This window comes from Pseudophaeobacter leonis (genome assembly GCF_002087335.1).
GTDB classification, from domain to species: domain Bacteria; phylum Pseudomonadota; class Alphaproteobacteria; order Rhodobacterales; family Rhodobacteraceae; genus Pseudophaeobacter; species Pseudophaeobacter leonis.
The window spans coordinates 119134-134682 of the sequence record NZ_MWVJ01000105.1 but is presented as its reverse complement, the minus strand read 5'-3'; the positions used below and the strand labels follow the sequence as shown (position 1 = coordinate 134682).

The following is a 15549-nucleotide window of genomic DNA, read 5'->3' as shown; positions in this document are numbered from 1 at the left end:
CGTCTGCCTCTGTCTAAAGTCTTTTGTTGGCCGTGCCCTTGCAGCATTGGGGTAAAACGCCAAGGATATGGCCAGGGTTATGACCCGGGATTTGGCCAAGACTGCCCCATTTCGCCGCCACAGTTAACTGCAAGGTAACAAGATGTAACGGAACCGGCTGTTTTCTTCGCCCGGCTCCTGTCTGAGCCACGCTCAACCATTGCGACAGCGCCCGCTGTCGGCGCAGGCTGTCAGCAGTACGCGCCGCAGCATAGGCGGCGGCTGTGTCCGGGGCGTTGCAAACAGGGCCCAGGGCGCAAATTCGGGATCCGGGAGGGATCCTTTGACCAAAACGGGAGGAAATAGACATGAGAAGATCCGTATTAGCGGCAGCCTCGGCGCTGGCCATTGCAGGTGCATCCCTTGCCCAGGCCGGGCCACAGGCAGAGGTCCTGCACTGGTGGACCTCGGGCGGCGAGGCCAAATCCGTTGCCGTATTGCAGCAGGAGTTTTCGGCCAATGGCGGCACCTGGACCGATATGCCGGTGGCAGGCGGCGGCGGTGACGCGGCCATGACGGCCCTGCGCGCCCGCGTGCTCTCTGGCAACGCCCCCACAGCTGTGCAGCTGAAAGGCCCAGCCATTCAGGAATGGTATGAAGAGGGTGTGCTTGCCAATATTTCCGCCGTGGCCGAGGCCGAGGGCTGGGACAAGGTGCTGCCCGCGTCCATCGCGGCGCATATGAAATGCGAAGGCCAGTGGTGCGCCGCACCGGTCAATGTGCACCGGGTTGACTGGCTCTGGGCCAATGCCGAGATCCTCAAGGCCAACGGGATTGAGATGCCAACCAGCTGGGATGAGTTCAACGCCGCTGCAGACAAGCTGCAGGCCGCCGGGGTGATCCCGCTGGCCCATGGCGGTCAGGCCTGGCAGGACGCCACGGTTTTTGAAGTGGTTGCTCTTGGCATTCTGGGCGCCGATGGCTTTCAGCAGGCCTTTGTCGATCTGGACCCTGCAATGCTGGCCTCTGACAAGATGGTCGCGGTGTTTGACCAGATGCGCAAGATGCGCGGCTATGTGGACAGCAATTTCCCCGGTCGCGACTGGAACCTTGCCACCTCGATGGTGATGAATGGCGAGGCCGCCTTTCAGATCATGGGCGACTGGGCCAAGGGTGAATTCCTCGCGGCCGGCAAGGTGCCCGGTCAGGACTTCCTCTGTGCCTCGGCACCCGGTGCGGGCTTTCTCTACAATGTCGACAGCTTTGCCATGTTCGATGTTGCAGGCGATGACAAGCAGGACGGTCAGGCACTTTTGGCCAAGCTGATCGTCGGGCAGAACTTTCAGAAGGTGTTCAACCTCAACAAGGGCTCAATCCCGGCGCGGGTTGATGTCCCGATGGAAGAGTTCGACAGCTGCGCGCATCTTTCCGCCGCTGACATGACCTCAAGCTCAAAGGACGGCACGCTGCTGCCCAGCTATGCCCACGGCATGGCAATGCGCGGCGCCCAGTCCGGCGCCATCACCGATGTCGTCACAGCACATTTCAACTCTGATATGTCCTCGAAAGATGCCGTGGCCATGCTGGTTGACGCCGTGGCAAACTCGCTCTGAGCCCAGCCGCCTTGTCTCACAAGACATCCTCGCCCCGGTTTGATATGCCGGGGCGACACACGACTTCAAAGGGCACGATCCAATGATCGCATGGCTGGAACGGCAGATCCCCAAGATGGTGCTGGCACCCTCGTTTGTGGCGATCCTCATCTTTGTCTACGGCTTTATCGCCTGGACCGCCTGGATTTCTTTGACCCGCTCAAAGCTGCTGCCAAAATACGAGCTGCACGGGGTGATCCAATACAAACGTCTGTTTGCTTCGCCGCGCTGGGAGACGGCGATGGACAACCTGTTCATTTTTGGCGCGCTGTTTATCGGCATCTCAATGCTGCTGGGGCTAATGCTGGCCATTCTGCTGGACCAGAAAATCCGCGTCGAAGGCGTGCTGCGCACCATCTATCTCTACCCGATGGCGCTGTCGATGATCGTGACCGGGACCGCCTGGAAATGGATCATGAACCCCGGATTGGGCATCGAGGCCATGGTGCGGGGATGGGGATTTGAGAGCTTCACCTTCAACTGGGTGATTGACCCCAAAATGGCGATTTATGCCGTGGTGATCGCCGGAGTCTGGCAGGCGTCTGGCTTTGTCATGGCACTGTTTCTGGCGGGGTTGCGCAGCGTTGACGGTGAGATCATCAAGGCCGCACCGGTCGATGGTATCCCCGGCTGGCGGATCTATTCCGCCATCATCCTGCCCTCGATGGCGCCGATTTTCCTGTCTGCCTTTATCGTGCTGGCCCATCTGGCGATCAAAAGCTTTGATCTGGTGGTGGCCCTCACCGGCGGCGGGCCCGGCTATGCCACCGACCTGCCTGCGACCTATATGTATGCTATGGCTTTTTCGCGCGGCGACATCGGCCAGGCGGCCAGCTCTGCCATGGTGATGATGGGCGTCGTCTTTGCCATCGTGGTGCCCTATCTCTATTCCGAACTGAGGGCGAAACATGACTGACTACAGCTACCCTGCCCCAACTATGAGCCCGGACACGCGCCCGGCGCCGTCTCGGTATGGCCAGACCGCCCTGCGCTGGCTGCTGTTCACCCTGCTGGGGCTCTTTGCGCTGTTTTACCTGATGCCGCTGTTTGTCATGGTCACAACCTCGCTCAAGAGCCTCGAGGAAATCCGCAGCGGCAGCCTTGTTGCCTTTCCCCGCGACGTGACCTTTGAGGCCTGGCGCACCGCCTGGTCCGGCGCCTGCACCGGGATACAGTGCGAAGGTCTGCGACCCTATTTCTGGAACTCGGTGCTGCTGGCTGTGCCGGCCGTGTTGATCTCAAGCTTTCTGGGGGCGGCCAATGGCTATGTGATCGCCCAGTGGAATTTTCGCGGCGCCAATCTGATCTTCTCAGCCATGCTGTTTGGCTGTTTCATCCCCTTTCAGGTGGTCCTGCTGCCGATGGCCCGGATGCTGGGGCTGATGGGGCTGGCGGGCACCATTCCTGGCCTCATCTTTGCCCATGTGATCTATGGGATCGGCTTTACCACGTTGTTTTTCCGCAATTTCTATGTCACCATTCCCAGTGATCTGGTGAAGGCTGCCAAGGTCGACGGCGCCGGGTTTTTCCGCATCTTCTGGTCGATCTTTCTGCCGCTCAGCCTGCCGATCATTGTGGTGACGGTGATCTGGCAGTTCACCCAGATCTGGAACGACTTTTTGTTTGGCGTCAGCTTCAGCCAGGCCGGCACTCAGCCCATCACGGTCGCGCTGAACAATATCGTCAACTCCACCACCGGTATCAAAGAATACAACGTCGACATGGCGGCCGCGATCATCGCCGGACTGCCCACCCTGCTGGTCTATGTGGTTGCAGGAAAATACTTTATTCGCGGCCTCACCGCCGGCTCTGTAAAAGGGCTAATGCAATGACCCCGATCCTGGACATCCAGAACCTCAGCAAAAACTACGGCGCGGTGCAGATCCTGAACGATGTCAACGTCGCGATTGACCCCGGTGAATTTCTGGTGCTGGTCGGCCCCTCCGGCTGTGGCAAATCCACCCTGTTGAACTGTATCGCCGGGCTTGAGCCGATCTCGGGCGGCGCCATCCGCATTGGTGGGCGCGACATGACGCAGGTCAGCCCCAAGGACCGCGACATCGCCATGGTGTTCCAGTCCTATGCGCTGTATCCCACCATGACCGTGGCCAAAAACATCACCTTTGGCATGAAGGTGCGCGGGGTGGACGCCGCCACCCAGGCGCAAAAGCTGGCGGAGGTGGCCCGGCAGTTGCAGATCGAGCCACTGCTGAACCGCCGCCCCGGACAGCTGTCGGGCGGGCAGCGCCAGCGGGTCGCTATGGGGCGGGCGGTGGTGCGGGACCCCAAACTGTTCCTGTTTGACGAGCCGCTCTCCAATCTGGATGCAAAGCTGCGCGTCAGCATGCGCAGTGAAATCAAAAAGCTGCATCAAAACCTTGGTGCCACAATGGTTTACGTCACCCATGACCAGATCGAGGCCATGACACTGGCGACCAAAATCGTGGTGATGAAAGGCGGCGTGGTGCAGCAGATCGGCAGCCCGGCTGAGATCTACAACCACCCGGCCAATCTGTTTGTCGCTGATTTCATGGGCTCGCCTGCGATGAACCTGATCCCGGCCCGCACCCGGCGTCAGGGCGATGATGTGCAAATCGAAATCGCCCGCGCCGAAGGCGCGCTTGTGGTGCGGCAGGCCAGCTATGGCCACGATCGGCCCGCCGATGTCATCTTGGGTCTGCGCCCCGAAGATATCGTCGAGGCCGGGTTTCGCAGCGGCGCCACGGTGCAGGCCGCCAAGTGCCGCATCGACCTGGTCGAGCCCGCAGGCGCCGACACCTATGTGGTTTCAGAACTCGGCGGAAAACAGGTCACCGCCAGGCTGCACGCCGAGACCAAGGCCCAGCCCGGCGCCATGCTGGATCTGGCCTTTGATCTGGCCAAGGTTTCCTTTTTTGCGCCGGATACCGGCGAGCGGCTGAACTGATTATGGCGCGTTTGGTTGCAGACCTTGGCGGCAATTGTTGCCGCCTCGCACTGGTTGCTCAGGGCGGCCTGTCCTTTGGCGCCGCGAAAAACTACCGAAATGAACAGTTTGGCAGTTTCCGAGATCTGCTGACCTCATACCTTGCGCAGGAAGATGCGCCGCAGATCTCGGAGATGGTCATTGCCGTTGCCGGCCCTGTGAGCGCAGATGTGGCCAAGCTCACCAATCGGGGCTGGAGGATTTCGGCGCAGGATCTGTCAGCGCAGCTCAACGGAGCTCGGGTTCACGTGCTCAATGATCTTAGCGCGCTGGGTCACGCCCTGCCGATGTTGCAAGGCCCCGATCTGGCCCAGGTACACAGCCTGGGCGACGCCGAGACGCATCCGCAAAAGCTGGTTATTGGGATTGGCACCGGCTTTAATCTCAGCCCCCTCACCGTCACCTCAAATGGTGCGATCTGTCTGGATTCCGAGTATGGCCATGTCGCCCTGCCGCTGGATGTGTATCAGGCGCTGGCTGCCCGACTGGCTGCCCACCTGCCCGCCCGGTCAGGAGATATGGCAGGAGACATGGCCGCAGAGCTCCGCACCGAGTTTCTTACAGAGTTTCGCACGGTAGAGTGCTGCTTTTCCGGTCGCGGCTTTGAAGCGCTTTATGCTGCGGCCTCACCTGACAGTCCTGCCCTGCCAGCAGCCGAGATCATGGCCAGGGCGCAGCAGCCCGAAATCTCCTCCTTTCTCGATTTCTATGCACAGATCTTGGCTCTGCTGGCCCGCAACCTGCTCAAAGGGTTTATGCCCCGGGGTGGGCTGTATTTTGCCGGAACCGTAGCCCGCAGCCTGCTCTGCAGCCCGGCAAAAGAGGCCTTTGTTGCGGAATTCAGTCGCCCGGACCCACAGTTTCCCGACATTAAAGCCCCGGTGTTTTGCATCCTTGATGACGGAGCCGCGCTGAAAGGCTGTGCCGGGTTCACCTTCCCGGCGCTTTGATCAGCCCCCCTTGCGGATTTTGCGCTCCATAAGGATCTCGAACAGGCGTGGTGACAGACGATTGATGATCCAGGACAGGCGCGCGATGCGCCCCACCGGAATAAAGGCTTTGCCGCGCTCTAAGCCATCCAATATCTGCTGTGCCGCCATATCGGGTTGCATATAGTCCACCCCATCCGGCGCCGAGCCCGGGCGGGCAATCCCCGATGACGCGGCCTCCGGGTTGCCGATCTTGGTGGCGACAAAACTGGGGGCCGCGATCACGCAGCGCACGCCATGGGGCATTTCTTCCGAGCGCAGGGATTTAAAAAACCCTTCCAGCGCGTGTTTGCTGGCCGCATAGGCGGTGCGGCGATACAGCGGGCAAAACCCGGCCACTGATGAGACCGCCAGATGCACGCCCTGGGTTTTGCGCAGGTCCAGCTGCAGCGCCTGCGCCATATTGACGGCAGCAAAGTAGTTGATATCAAACACCTTTCTATGCGCCTGATCTCCCAGATCAGAAAAATCGCCAATCCAGGTCAGCCCCGCGTTGTAGATCACCAGATCAATCGAGCCTGTCGCCTGTCGGATCTCGGCACAAAGCGCCTGCATTGCCTCCGTGTCGGTCAAATCACAGCCATAGGTCTGACGATTTTCAAGCGGCGCAAGTGCCTCCAGCGCCGGGCCCGGCAGGTCGATCAATACGGTTGCCCAGCCCCGCTTTCGCAGGCCCGCATCCAGCGCCAGACCCAGCCCGCCGGCGCCGCCGGTGATAAGGGCCGTTTTTCCCGTCATAGCCCCGCCGCCTTTTGCCAAAGCGCAAAACCTGCGCGCTGGTGAGCTCGGGCACATAGCCAAACTCAGACTTCAGGGCGCTGTTGTCGAGCACCGGTCGATACTGCAAAAACCGCACCTGCGCTGGCCCATAGCGCGACAGTTTTAATGGGTGCGCAATGCCAAGCGCCAGTTTGAGACACCACACAGGCAGGCGCAGAATGGGCTTGCGCAGCGCCTCAGCCAGCTGCGTCACCCCAAGGGCGCCGTCACCGGCCACGTTGAAGATCCCCTCTGGCCCCGCGCCTGCTGCGCGTTTGAGAATACGCGCCAAATCACGCGTCCAGATAAAGACAAAGGGGCTTTCGCAGCCCCTCAGCGCCAGCAGGCCGGGTCTGTGAAACAGCGCGGTGATCTGGTTCTCCAGCCCCGCGCCCAGCACCGTGCCCACCCGCAGCACCACCTGCTGCATCTCTGGCACTGCTTTGCGCGCCTCGGCCAGCATCTCTTCGACCTGGCGTTTGTGATCTGAATAGGCAAATTCCACATTGCCGCGCAGAGCGTCCGTTTCAACCAAAGGCACCGGGTTGTCGGCGTGATAGCCGTATGCCGCCCCTGATGAGGTCACCACAAGCCGTGTCACGCCATGCAGACTGCAGGCGGCGATCACATTGCGGGAGCCGACGACATCAACCGAATGGGCAAAGGCGCGTGTGGTCGGCGACACGATAGAGGCGAGATGGATCACCACATCGGGCCGCTCGCGTCCGATCACCTCGTGTCGATCATTGCCACGCACATCAAGGGGTTCAAACCCTATGCCCTCGGGGAGGTTTGCGGGCCGGGCCACGTCGGTTGCAAGCACCTCGATCCCCTGTTCTTCTGCCAGCTCAAGCAACAGCGCCGAGCCAACTGCGCCAGCGGCGCCTGTGATCAGTATCTTGGTCATCGTGTCGCCTCCGTCCGGGCCATGATACGGGCCAGCACAATGCCGGACACCGCGTGCCAGATGCCCCAGAGGGCACCCCCACCGCCATGCCGCCAAGGCCTTTGAAAAAGCCAAAGATCAGCACCAGCCCCAAGGCCCGAGTTTTGAATGCCCGTCTCAATTGTAATCGCGCGCCGGTCATAACTGGACAGGCCCGCCAGTGTGGCGGTGCCATAGCCTCCGGCCAAGGCCAGCGCATTGTGAACGACCACCAGCACGCCCACGCATTGCGCAAAGCTGAGGAAAAAGCCCCAGTTCGCCGCCAGCGCCAGCACCACAAAGGCCAGACAGATCAGCATCGACAGGTTCTGCATTGGGCGACGCACCCGGTCTGCCAGCTCTGGATAACGCGCGTTCAGCACCATCCCCAGAATGAGCGGCAGGATCAGCATCAGACTGACGGTAATGGCGACCTGAACCGGGTCGATCTGCACCGTGTTCAAAATCTCCCGGCTGGGCGCATAAAGCCGTCCCCAAAAGGCGATGTTCAGCGGCGTGATCAGGATCGCCCCCACAGTGGCAAAGGCCGTCATCGAGACCGAAAGCGCCGCGTTGCCCCCAGCCCTGTGGGTGATGAAATTAGAGATATTGCCCCCCGGACAGGCCGCCACCAGGATCAGTCCCAGCGCAATTGAGGCCCGGGGTTGCACCACAAGGATCAGCAGATAGGTCAGCACCGGCAGCACAACAAATTGCGAGATCAGCCCGGTCACAACCGGCTTGGGTGCAGCTGCCAGACGGCCAAAGTCGCGTGGTTTGAGATCCAGGGCGATCGAAAACATCACAACCGCCAGAATGGCATTCATCAGCAGCAGGCTGGAGGTGCTGAAATTGAGGACCGTGCTGTCCAGCGTGTTCATGCCGCACCTCGCGCCAGTTTGGCGATCCAGCCGGTGACCGCTTTGCGATAGGTGGCTTTGTCGACGTAATAGGCCATGCGCGCCAGTTTCAGGTAGCTCATGCCACCGGTCGCGCGCTGAAATCCTGCGGATTTTTGCGCCTTGAGCTGCTGCGCGCTGGCGGATCCGGCCTTGATGCCCTTGATATAGCGCGCCACCATCTCGGCCTGTTCGTGCCGCCCCTGCCAGCCCAGGCCCGAGGCCTCGACCATGCCCAGCACAAAGAGATCATCGCGGCTGGGATGCATGCAGTTGAGATACAGATGCGGCGCAGCGCCTTGCCAGTTGAGCAGTTCTTTGTCGATAAAGGGATAGTGCAGCAGATAGCCGGTGGCCGTCAGGATCATATCATAGTCCGACTGGCTGCCATCGGTGAAAAACACCGTCTTGCCCTCAATGCGGTCAATGTCGGGGCGTACCTTCAGGTCGCCATGGCCTGCATGAAACAGGATCAGAGAATTCACCACCGGGAGGCGCTCGTAGAGCCTATAATCCGGCTTGGGAAAGCCGTATTTCTGCGGATCCCCCACAAACCATTTCAGGATAAAGCCATCGACATGGCGCTTTAGCCACATGGGCAGGCGGATGGCGCCGCCCAGGGTGTCGGCTGGTTTGCCAAAGACATATTTTGGCACAAAATAATAGCCGCGCCGCAGCGAGATATCACAGCTCAGGCCGTGGTGAATGGCATCCACCGCAATATCACAGCCCGAGTTGCCAGCCCCGACAATCAGCACGCGCTTGTCGGGAAACTGGCGTGGATCGCGGTATTTCGCGGAATGGATCATCTCGCCCGCAAACGCGCCCTTAAAGCTGGGAATATTGGGCTCGGCCAGGGTGCCATTGGCGATCAGCACGCCCGCAAACAGACCTCTGTGCTCGGCACCATTTTCATCGCGCCAGCACAGGCGCCAGCCCTCGCCCTGCTGGCCCAAGGGCTCACAGGATGTCACCTCACAGCCAAAGGCGTAGTGCTTGTAGAGATCAAAATGCGTCGCAAAATCGCGGAAATAGCGGCGCATCTCATGGTGTGAGGGGTATTCAGCCACCTCCTCGCGCATGGGCAAGTCGTCAAATTGTGTCATGTTTTTCGACGAAATCAAATGTGCGCTGTCATACATGGTCGACTGCGGTGCATCGATATCCCAAAGCCCGCCCACAGCGGAATGGAGCTCAAACCCCTGAAACGGAATGCCTTGTTCTTTCAGAACCTTGGCCATCGCCAGCCCCATCGGACCCGCACCAATCAGCGCAAATTTCTCGCTGACAGCGCCATCCGGCGTCGCCCTCCCCGTTTTCGTCATTGCTCTCTCCCATTCGCGCCTGTTTGCTGCCTTTTAGATTGAACGTACGTTAAAAATAGGGCAAGCTATTTCTGACATGACTGGTAAAGTACAAGAAAATCAGCGGCAAAGAGCCCCCAGCAAACGCTCGCTTGCCACGCGGGAGCGCATTTTTGATGCGGCGGAACAGCTGTTTGCCGAGCGTGGATTTGAGGGGGCCTCGATTCGCGACATTGCGCGGATGGCAGGGGTGCAGGGTGCTTTGGTCAATCACCACGGCGGCAGCAAGGAGGTATTGTTTGCCACTATCGTGGCCCGGCGCGCCGACGAGTTGTCCCGGCTCAGGCTGGAGGCACTGGCGCAGATGCAGGCGCAGATGCAGGCCAGTGGCGCACTGACGCTGCGCCAGACCCTGAGCTGTTTTATCACGCCCTTCATCGACAAGACCCTGAATGGCGGCGCGCCTTGGTCTGCCTATGGGCGCTTGATTGCCCATGTGTCGTCAGATCCGCGCTGGCGTCACATCTCAGAAGCTTGCTTTGACCCCACGGTGGCTGTGTTTCTCGATGAGATATCCAAGGTGCTGCCACAGGCCAGCCGCGAGACGCTCAGCACTCATTTTGTCTTTACCGTCTCGTCGATGCTGTCGCTGTGCACCTCGCGCTGGCGGATTGAGGCCCTGTCAGCTGGCTCTGCCGAGAGCGATCTGCTTGAGACGCTGCTTGATTTCTGCGAAGCCGGGTTCACATCTGCAGGCCAGCACGCGCAGGGATAACATCGGCGCAGCCCGAGGGTGTTATCGCGCTGAGACGCGTTGGGGGGCTGCGACCAGGTCAGGCCATGCGCCAGCAGACGGCGCTGCACCAGGCCGGGGTAGTCCGACACGATGGCATCAACGCCAAGCCCGATCATCCGGTCAATATCTGCCACCTCGTTCACCGTCCAGACCGCCACCCGCAGATCCAGCGCGCGGGCCCGTGCCAGATCCTGCGCCGTGACATCGAGATAATGAGGGCACCACAGCGCACCGCCTGCCTCTGCCACCAGATCGGGCACACTCACCCCAGGGGCCGTCAGATCAGGGCAGGCCCTGTTGGCACTGTCTTCGCCGATATCCGCCGCATTGCGCGGCAGCTGCGTCAGAAAGGAGGTGGGCATCTCAGGCGCAATCAGGGCGCATTCCGCCAGCAGATTCCAGTCAAAACTATGCATCAATGTGCGCTCAGACAGGCCCCGCGCACGTACCTCGGCCACAACGGCGCGGGCGATGGCACTGCGGGCTGTGGCGTCTTGCATCTTTTCCGGGTCTGATTTGATTTCCAGCATCAAATGCACGTCTTCAAATCCCGGCGCGGCCACCAGCTGACAGAGATCGCGCAACTGCGGAATGCGCGCGCCATACAAAAACGCCTGATCCGGAAACCGCTGGCCATAGGCGCTATTGCCGTCCAGCCCGCCCACATCCAACTGCGCCAGATCAGCCCAGTCGAGATCCGAAACCTTAGCCTCCTCGCGCAGCCAATGCCCATTTTGATCGCGTACAATAGAGCGCGTCAGGCTATGGTTATGGGTGATCACCGGCACGTTGTCGCGGGTCATGGCCACATCGAACTCAAGCAGGCGCACGCCACAGGCCAGCGTGAAGGCAAAGCCCTCCATGGTGTTTCCCGGCATGATGCCGCGCGCGCCCCGGTGGCCAACGACCCGTATCAGGCCATCGCCACCGGAAAACGCCTCTAGCTGAGGGTATTGCATTAGCCCGCCAGCCGTTTTTGTGTCTCGGTGTCAAACAGATGCAGGTTCTCAAAGGCCGCTGAGAACCGGTGCTGCGCCCCGCTGAATGTGGTCACATGCCCCGCCACAGAGGCCACCATGGCGTGATCTGTGCCCGAAAGAGTGCCGTGCAGCAATGTATTGGCGCCAAGTTGTTCACCAATATCGACGTCAATTGTGATCGGCCCCGGCGCATCCGGCACCAGATGCTCCGGGCGCAGGCCAAGCAGCGCCTCACCCTGATGCGCCAGTGCGCCTTCCAGTTTTATGCCGGCGGGCAAAACCCACGCCGTCCGCCTCGACTATGGCGGGGATGAAATTCATCGCCGGGCTGCCAAGGAACCCTGCCACAAAGACCGAGGCCGGCCGGTCATAGAGCTCTATCGGGGTGCCGAATTGTTCGACATAGCCGCCGTTCAGAACCATCAGACGATCGCCCAGGGTCATCGCCTCAACCTGGTCATGGGTCACATAGATCGAGGTCACGCCGAGGCGCTGCTGTAATTTACGGATTTCCAGCCGCATCTGCACCCGCAGCTTGGCATCGAGGTTTGACAGCGGCTCATCAAACAAAAAGACCTGCGGGTCGCGCACAATGGCCCGCCCCATGGCGACACGCTGTCGCTGCCCACCTGACAATTGCCGCGGCTTGCGGTCAAGGTATTGACCGATCTCCAAAATTTCGGCTGCCTCTTCGACGCGCTTGTTGATCTCTGCCTTTGAGAGTTTGCGGATCTTCAGCCCGTAAGCCATGTTCTCGCGCACGCTCATATGCGGATAAAGCGCGTAGTTCTGGAACACCATGGCGATATCGCGCGCCGAGGGTTCCAGCTCGTTCACCCGGCGGTCTCCAATGCGGATCTCGCCAGAGGTGACGGTTTCCAGCCCGGCAACCATGCGCAACAGCGTTGATTTCCCGCAGCCAGACGGGCCGACAATAACAATGAACTCTCCATCATTAATGTCGCCCTCAACATGGTGCAGCACTTCTGTCGAGCCGTAGGATTTGGTCAGATCGGTAAGTTTAATTTCGGCCATTGAGGGCGTCCTATTTATCGGTTTCCGTCAAGCCCTGCACAAAGAGCTTTTGCATCGAGATGACGACAAAGATCGGCGGGATCCTCGCCAGCAGCGCCGTCGTCATGATGATATTCCATTGCGGGCTTTGCTCGGCCGCCTCAAGCATCTGCTTGATCGACATGACGATGGTGGTCATCGAGGTGTCGGTGGTGATCAGCAGCGGCCAAAAGGACTGGGTCCAGCCAAAGATGAACAGGATCACAAACAGCGCCGCGATATTGGTCCGCGACAGCGGCAGCAGGATGTCAAAGAAGAACCGCATCGGCCCCGCCCCATCAATCCGCGCGCTCTCCAGCATCTCATCCGGCACCGTCAGAAACACCTGGCGGAACATGAAGGTCGCGGTGGCCGATGCAATCAGCGGGATCGACAAACCCCAATAGCTGTTGAGCATGCCAAGGTTGGCAACAACTTCAAATGTCGGCAGAATCCGCACCTCAACCGGCAGCATCAGGGTGATAAAGATCATCCAGAAGCACGTCATGCGAAAGGGGAAGCGGAAATAGACGATGGCAAAGGCAGAGAGCAGTGAGATCGCGATCTTGCCGAAGGAAATCATCATCGCCATGGCCAGACTGTTGAGCAGCATCAGCCAGACCGGCGCGCCTTGCGAGCCACTAAGACCGGCGCCAAACAGCGTCTGTGTCAGGTTATCCAACAGATGGGTGCCGGGCCACAATGGCAGCGGCACCTGGTTCATCCGCAGCTCATCATGGGTGGCGGCGACAAAGGTGATCCAGATCGGCAGCGCAATCGCGATGACACCCAGGATCAGTACAAAATGCGTCAGGATTGACGTCAGGGGGCGATCTTCAACCATCAGTATTCCACCTTTCTTTCAACATAGCGGAATTGGACCACGGTCATGGCAACCACCAGCACCATCAGGATCACCGACTGCGCCGCAGAGCCTCCCAGATCAAGCCCGACAAAGCCGTCGTTGAACACCTTGTAGACCAGGATCGTGGTCGCGCTGCCCGGCCCGCCCTGCGTCACCGCATGGATGATGCCGAAGGTCTCGAAAAAGGCGTAGACCATGTTGATCACCAGCAGGAAAAACGTCGTCGGTGAAATCAGCGGCAAGATAATCGTGACAAACCGGCGTCCGGGCCCCGCGCCATCAATCGCGGCGGCCTCGATCACGCTGTTGGGGATCGACTGCATCGCAGCGAGGTAGAACAAAAAGTTATAGGCAACCTGTTTCCAGGCCGCGGCCATAATAACCAGCGCCATTGCCTGATTGCCGTTCAGGTAGTGGTTCCAGTCAACCCCGACAAATTCAAGAAAATAGGGGAAGATCCCCAGCGTCGGGTTGAACATGAACACCCAGAGCGCCCCCGCAAGCACAGGCGCCACCGCATAGGGCCAGATCAGCAGGGTGCGATAAAACATTGCGCCCTTGACGACACGCTGCGCAAACCCGGCAAGGATCAGGGCAGTCCCCATCGACAGCGCTGCAACCAGCACGGAAAACACTGCCGTGCGCAGGAAGGCATCAAGATAATGCTGGTCCTGCCACAGGACTTCAAAGTTTTCGAACCAGACAAATTCAGAGCCAAGCCCAAAGGCGTCTTCGATCAACAGCGACTGATACATCGCCTGACTGGCAGGCCAGATAAAAAACACCAGCGTGATCGCCAGCTGTGGCGCAACCAGCATGTATGGCAAGGGTGAAGAAGGAAAGTGGACGCGTTTCAGCATGTGGTGCCCCATTAGTGCCGCGTGTAAAGAGTGCCGCGTGTAAAACGAAACCATGCCGCCCAGACCTGAGCGGCATGATCCAATTTATGTAACTGCTTTATTTTGCAGCGCGTTCGAACTTGCGCAGCAAGGTGTTGCCACGCTCGGCCGCCGCGTTCAGCGCATCGGTGGCGTTTTTGTCACCGGCCCAGACAGCTTCCAGCTCTTCGTTGATCACGTCACGCACCTGAACAAAGTTACCAAAGCGCAGACCGCGGCTGTTGGGGGTTGGTTTGTTCAGGCTCAGCTGCTGAATGGCGGTGTCGGTACCCGGATTGCTCTCGTAGAAACCCTGCGCCTTGGACAGCTCATAGGCCGCCGTGGTGATTGGCACATAGCCGGTTTCCTGGTGCCACCAGGCCTGCACCTCAGGCGAGGACAGATAGGTCAGGAACTGCGCGGTCCCTTTGTATTCAGCGTCGTCATGACCACCCAGAACCCAGAGTGTCGCGCCGCCAATGATCGAGTTCTGCGGTGCATCCGCAACCGTGGTGTCGAGGGGCAGCATGGTCTGACCAAATTCAACCTCTGACTGCGTTTTGATCGAGCCATAATAGGCAGAGGAGTTCATCCACATGCCGCATTCGCCGCTGGTGAACATGGGCAGGCTGTCGCCGCGACGGCCGCCGTATTTGAACAGGTTGCCTTCGGTCATGGCAGCGATGCCATCAAGACGGGCCGCGACCGCTTCGTTGTTAAAGCTGAACTCGGTGTAAAAGCCGGCGAAACCGTTTTCTTTGGTACCCATTTCCATGTTGTGCCAGGCCGAGAAGTTCTCAACCATGACCCAGGACTGCCAGCCAAAGGAGACGCCGCAATCCATGCCGTTGTCGACCAGCTTTTGCGCTGTCACTTTGACATCATCCCAGGTTTTGGAAACCGATGCACCCGCCGCGTCAAGCGCGGTTTTATTGTACCACATGACAGGTGTGGAGCTGTTGAAGGGCATCTACAGCAGCTCACCCTCTGGGGTCTCGTAATAGGACACAACTGCGGGCAGGAAGGCGTCGCCGTCAAAGGCCTCACCGGTGTCTTTCATCAGCTGCTCAACAGGATAGATCGCGCCTTTGGCGGCCATCATGGTGGCGGTGCCAACTTCAAAAACCTGCACGATTTGCGGATGCTCTTTGGCGCGGAACGCCGCAATCGCAGCTGTCATGGTTTCGGTGTAGTTGCCCTTGTAGACAGGAACCACCTTATAGTCGCTTTGGGTCGCGTTGAAATCTTCGGCGATTTTGTTGACGCGCTCACCATTGGCGCCGCCCATCGCATGCCACCACTGAACCTCGGTTTCAGCATAGGCTGCGGTCATTGTTGTCGCCAAAATGGCCGACGTGCAAAGAAGCGATTTGATAGACATTGTGTTCTCCCCGTTCATTTGATGCGCAAAGAATGAGCAAGCCTGCACATAATGCAAGCGAAAGTTTTTTGACAATCCACATAACACAATGTTATATAATTTGATAAGAATTGAGACAGATAGG

12 protein-coding genes and 3 pseudogenes are annotated in these 15549 nt (G+C 59.4%); 6 read left to right on the top strand and 9 right to left on the bottom strand.

The genetic code is table 11. The features are described 5' to 3' along the window. Positions 1-347: 347 nt before the first annotated feature. From B4968_RS20100 to B4968_RS20080, 5 genes are all read left to right on the top strand, one after another. Positions 348-1592, top strand: coding sequence for an ABC transporter substrate-binding protein (locus tag B4968_RS20100; RefSeq protein ID WP_083101056.1), 1245 nt, complete (start codon positions 348-350; stop codon positions 1590-1592). An 82-nt stretch (positions 1593-1674) separates the two neighbouring features. After that, complete coding sequence (locus tag B4968_RS20095) at positions 1675-2547, top strand: carbohydrate ABC transporter permease (RefSeq protein WP_083101055.1); 873 nt, start codon at positions 1675-1677, stop codon at positions 2545-2547. Next, entirely contained in the window at positions 2540-3463 is a 924-nt protein-coding gene (locus tag B4968_RS20090; protein ID WP_083101054.1) for a carbohydrate ABC transporter permease, read from the top strand. Before B4968_RS20095 ends, B4968_RS20090 begins: the two co-directional genes overlap by 8 nt. Beyond that, a complete protein-coding gene (locus tag B4968_RS20085; RefSeq protein WP_083101053.1) occupies positions 3460-4557 on the top strand; it encodes an ABC transporter ATP-binding protein in 1098 nt (365 codons plus the stop codon). Before B4968_RS20090 ends, B4968_RS20085 begins: the two co-directional genes overlap by 4 nt. Positions 4558-4559: 2 nt before the next feature. Further along, positions 4560-5546: a glucokinase gene (locus B4968_RS20080; RefSeq protein ID WP_083101052.1), complete on the top strand. Its 987-nt coding sequence runs from the start codon at positions 4560-4562 to the stop codon at positions 5544-5546. Here B4968_RS20080 and B4968_RS20075 read toward each other — a convergent pair whose 3' ends face one another. The 4 genes from B4968_RS20075 to B4968_RS20060 are packed head-to-tail and all read right to left on the bottom strand — an operon-like array spanning position 5547 to position 9493. After that, positions 5547-6257 (bottom strand): SDR family NAD(P)-dependent oxidoreductase, encoded by a 711-nt coding sequence (locus tag B4968_RS20075; RefSeq protein WP_241525884.1) that lies wholly within the window; start codon positions 6255-6257, stop codon positions 5547-5549. Further along, a complete protein-coding gene (locus tag B4968_RS20070) occupies positions 6184-7251 on the bottom strand; it encodes an SDR family oxidoreductase (RefSeq protein ID WP_083101050.1) in 1068 nt (355 codons plus the stop codon). The genes B4968_RS20075 and B4968_RS20070 overlap by 74 nt, the downstream gene beginning before the upstream one ends. Then, entirely contained in the window at positions 7248-8150 is a 903-nt protein-coding gene (locus B4968_RS20065) for a bile acid:sodium symporter family protein (RefSeq protein WP_241525874.1), read from the bottom strand. Before B4968_RS20065 ends, B4968_RS20070 begins: the two co-directional genes overlap by 4 nt. Continuing rightward, on the bottom strand, positions 8147-9493 hold the full coding sequence (locus tag B4968_RS20060; RefSeq protein ID WP_083101049.1) for a flavin-containing monooxygenase: 1347 nt from the start codon (positions 9491-9493) through the stop codon (positions 8147-8149). The genes B4968_RS20065 and B4968_RS20060 overlap by 4 nt, the downstream gene beginning before the upstream one ends. Before the next feature lie 76 nt (positions 9494-9569). On the opposite strand from B4968_RS20060, the gene B4968_RS20055 reads away from it, so the two are divergent. Continuing rightward, a complete protein-coding gene (locus B4968_RS20055; RefSeq protein ID WP_083101048.1) occupies positions 9570-10247 on the top strand; it encodes a TetR/AcrR family transcriptional regulator in 678 nt (225 codons plus the stop codon). A 104-nt stretch (positions 10248-10351) separates the two neighbouring features. Here B4968_RS20055 and B4968_RS20050 read toward each other — a convergent pair. The 5 genes and pseudogenes from B4968_RS20050 to ugpB form a co-directional block, all read right to left on the bottom strand. After that, a pseudogene (locus B4968_RS20050) lies at positions 10352-11227 on the bottom strand (glycerophosphodiester phosphodiesterase family protein); the annotation flags it as partial. Next, a pseudogene (locus tag B4968_RS20045) lies at positions 11227-12283 on the bottom strand (sn-glycerol-3-phosphate import ATP-binding protein UgpC). The pseudogenes B4968_RS20045 and B4968_RS20050, both read right to left, overlap by 1 nt. Positions 12284-12293: 10 nt before the next feature. Then, entirely contained in the window at positions 12294-13145 is an 852-nt protein-coding gene (ugpE, locus tag B4968_RS20040) for a sn-glycerol-3-phosphate ABC transporter permease UgpE (protein ID WP_083101047.1), read from the bottom strand. After that, positions 13145-14026: a sn-glycerol-3-phosphate ABC transporter permease UgpA gene (gene ugpA / locus B4968_RS20035; RefSeq protein ID WP_083101046.1), complete on the bottom strand. Its 882-nt coding sequence runs from the start codon at positions 14024-14026 to the stop codon at positions 13145-13147. Before ugpA ends, ugpE begins: the two co-directional genes overlap by 1 nt. A gap of 97 nt (positions 14027-14123) precedes the next feature. Then, positions 14124-15425, bottom strand: a pseudogene (ugpB, locus tag B4968_RS20030) (sn-glycerol-3-phosphate ABC transporter substrate-binding protein UgpB). Between the last annotated feature and the right edge of the window lie 124 nt (positions 15426-15549).

Excerpts from the sequence above, each read along its gene's own strand:
- B4968_RS20100 (WP_083101056.1), top strand. The coding sequence starts at position 348 with ATGAGAAGATCCGTATTAGCGGCAGCCTCGGCGCTGGCCATTGCAGGT.
- B4968_RS20095 (WP_083101055.1), top strand. The coding sequence starts at position 1,675 with ATGATCGCATGGCTGGAACGGCAGATCCCCAAGATGGTGCTGGCACCC.
- B4968_RS20090 (WP_083101054.1), top strand. The coding sequence starts at position 2,540 with ATGACTGACTACAGCTACCCTGCCCCAACTATGAGCCCGGACACGCGC.
- B4968_RS20085 (WP_083101053.1), top strand. The coding sequence starts at position 3,460 with ATGACCCCGATCCTGGACATCCAGAACCTCAGCAAAAACTACGGCGCG.
- B4968_RS20080 (WP_083101052.1), top strand. The coding sequence starts at position 4,560 with ATGGCGCGTTTGGTTGCAGACCTTGGCGGCAATTGTTGCCGCCTCGCA.
- B4968_RS20070 (WP_083101050.1), bottom strand. The coding sequence starts at position 7,251 with ATGACCAAGATACTGATCACAGGCGCCGCTGGCGCAGTTGGCTCGGCG.
- B4968_RS20065 (WP_241525874.1), bottom strand. The coding sequence starts at position 8,150 with ATGAACACGCTGGACAGCACGGTCCTCAATTTCAGCACCTCCAGCCTG.
- B4968_RS20060 (WP_083101049.1), bottom strand. The coding sequence starts at position 9,493 with ATGACGAAAACGGGGAGGGCGACGCCGGATGGCGCTGTCAGCGAGAAA.
- B4968_RS20055 (WP_083101048.1), top strand. The coding sequence starts at position 9,570 with ATGACTGGTAAAGTACAAGAAAATCAGCGGCAAAGAGCCCCCAGCAAA.
- ugpE (WP_083101047.1), bottom strand. The coding sequence starts at position 13,145 with ATGGTTGAAGATCGCCCCCTGACGTCAATCCTGACGCATTTTGTACTG.
- ugpA (WP_083101046.1), bottom strand. The coding sequence starts at position 14,026 with ATGCTGAAACGCGTCCACTTTCCTTCTTCACCCTTGCCATACATGCTG.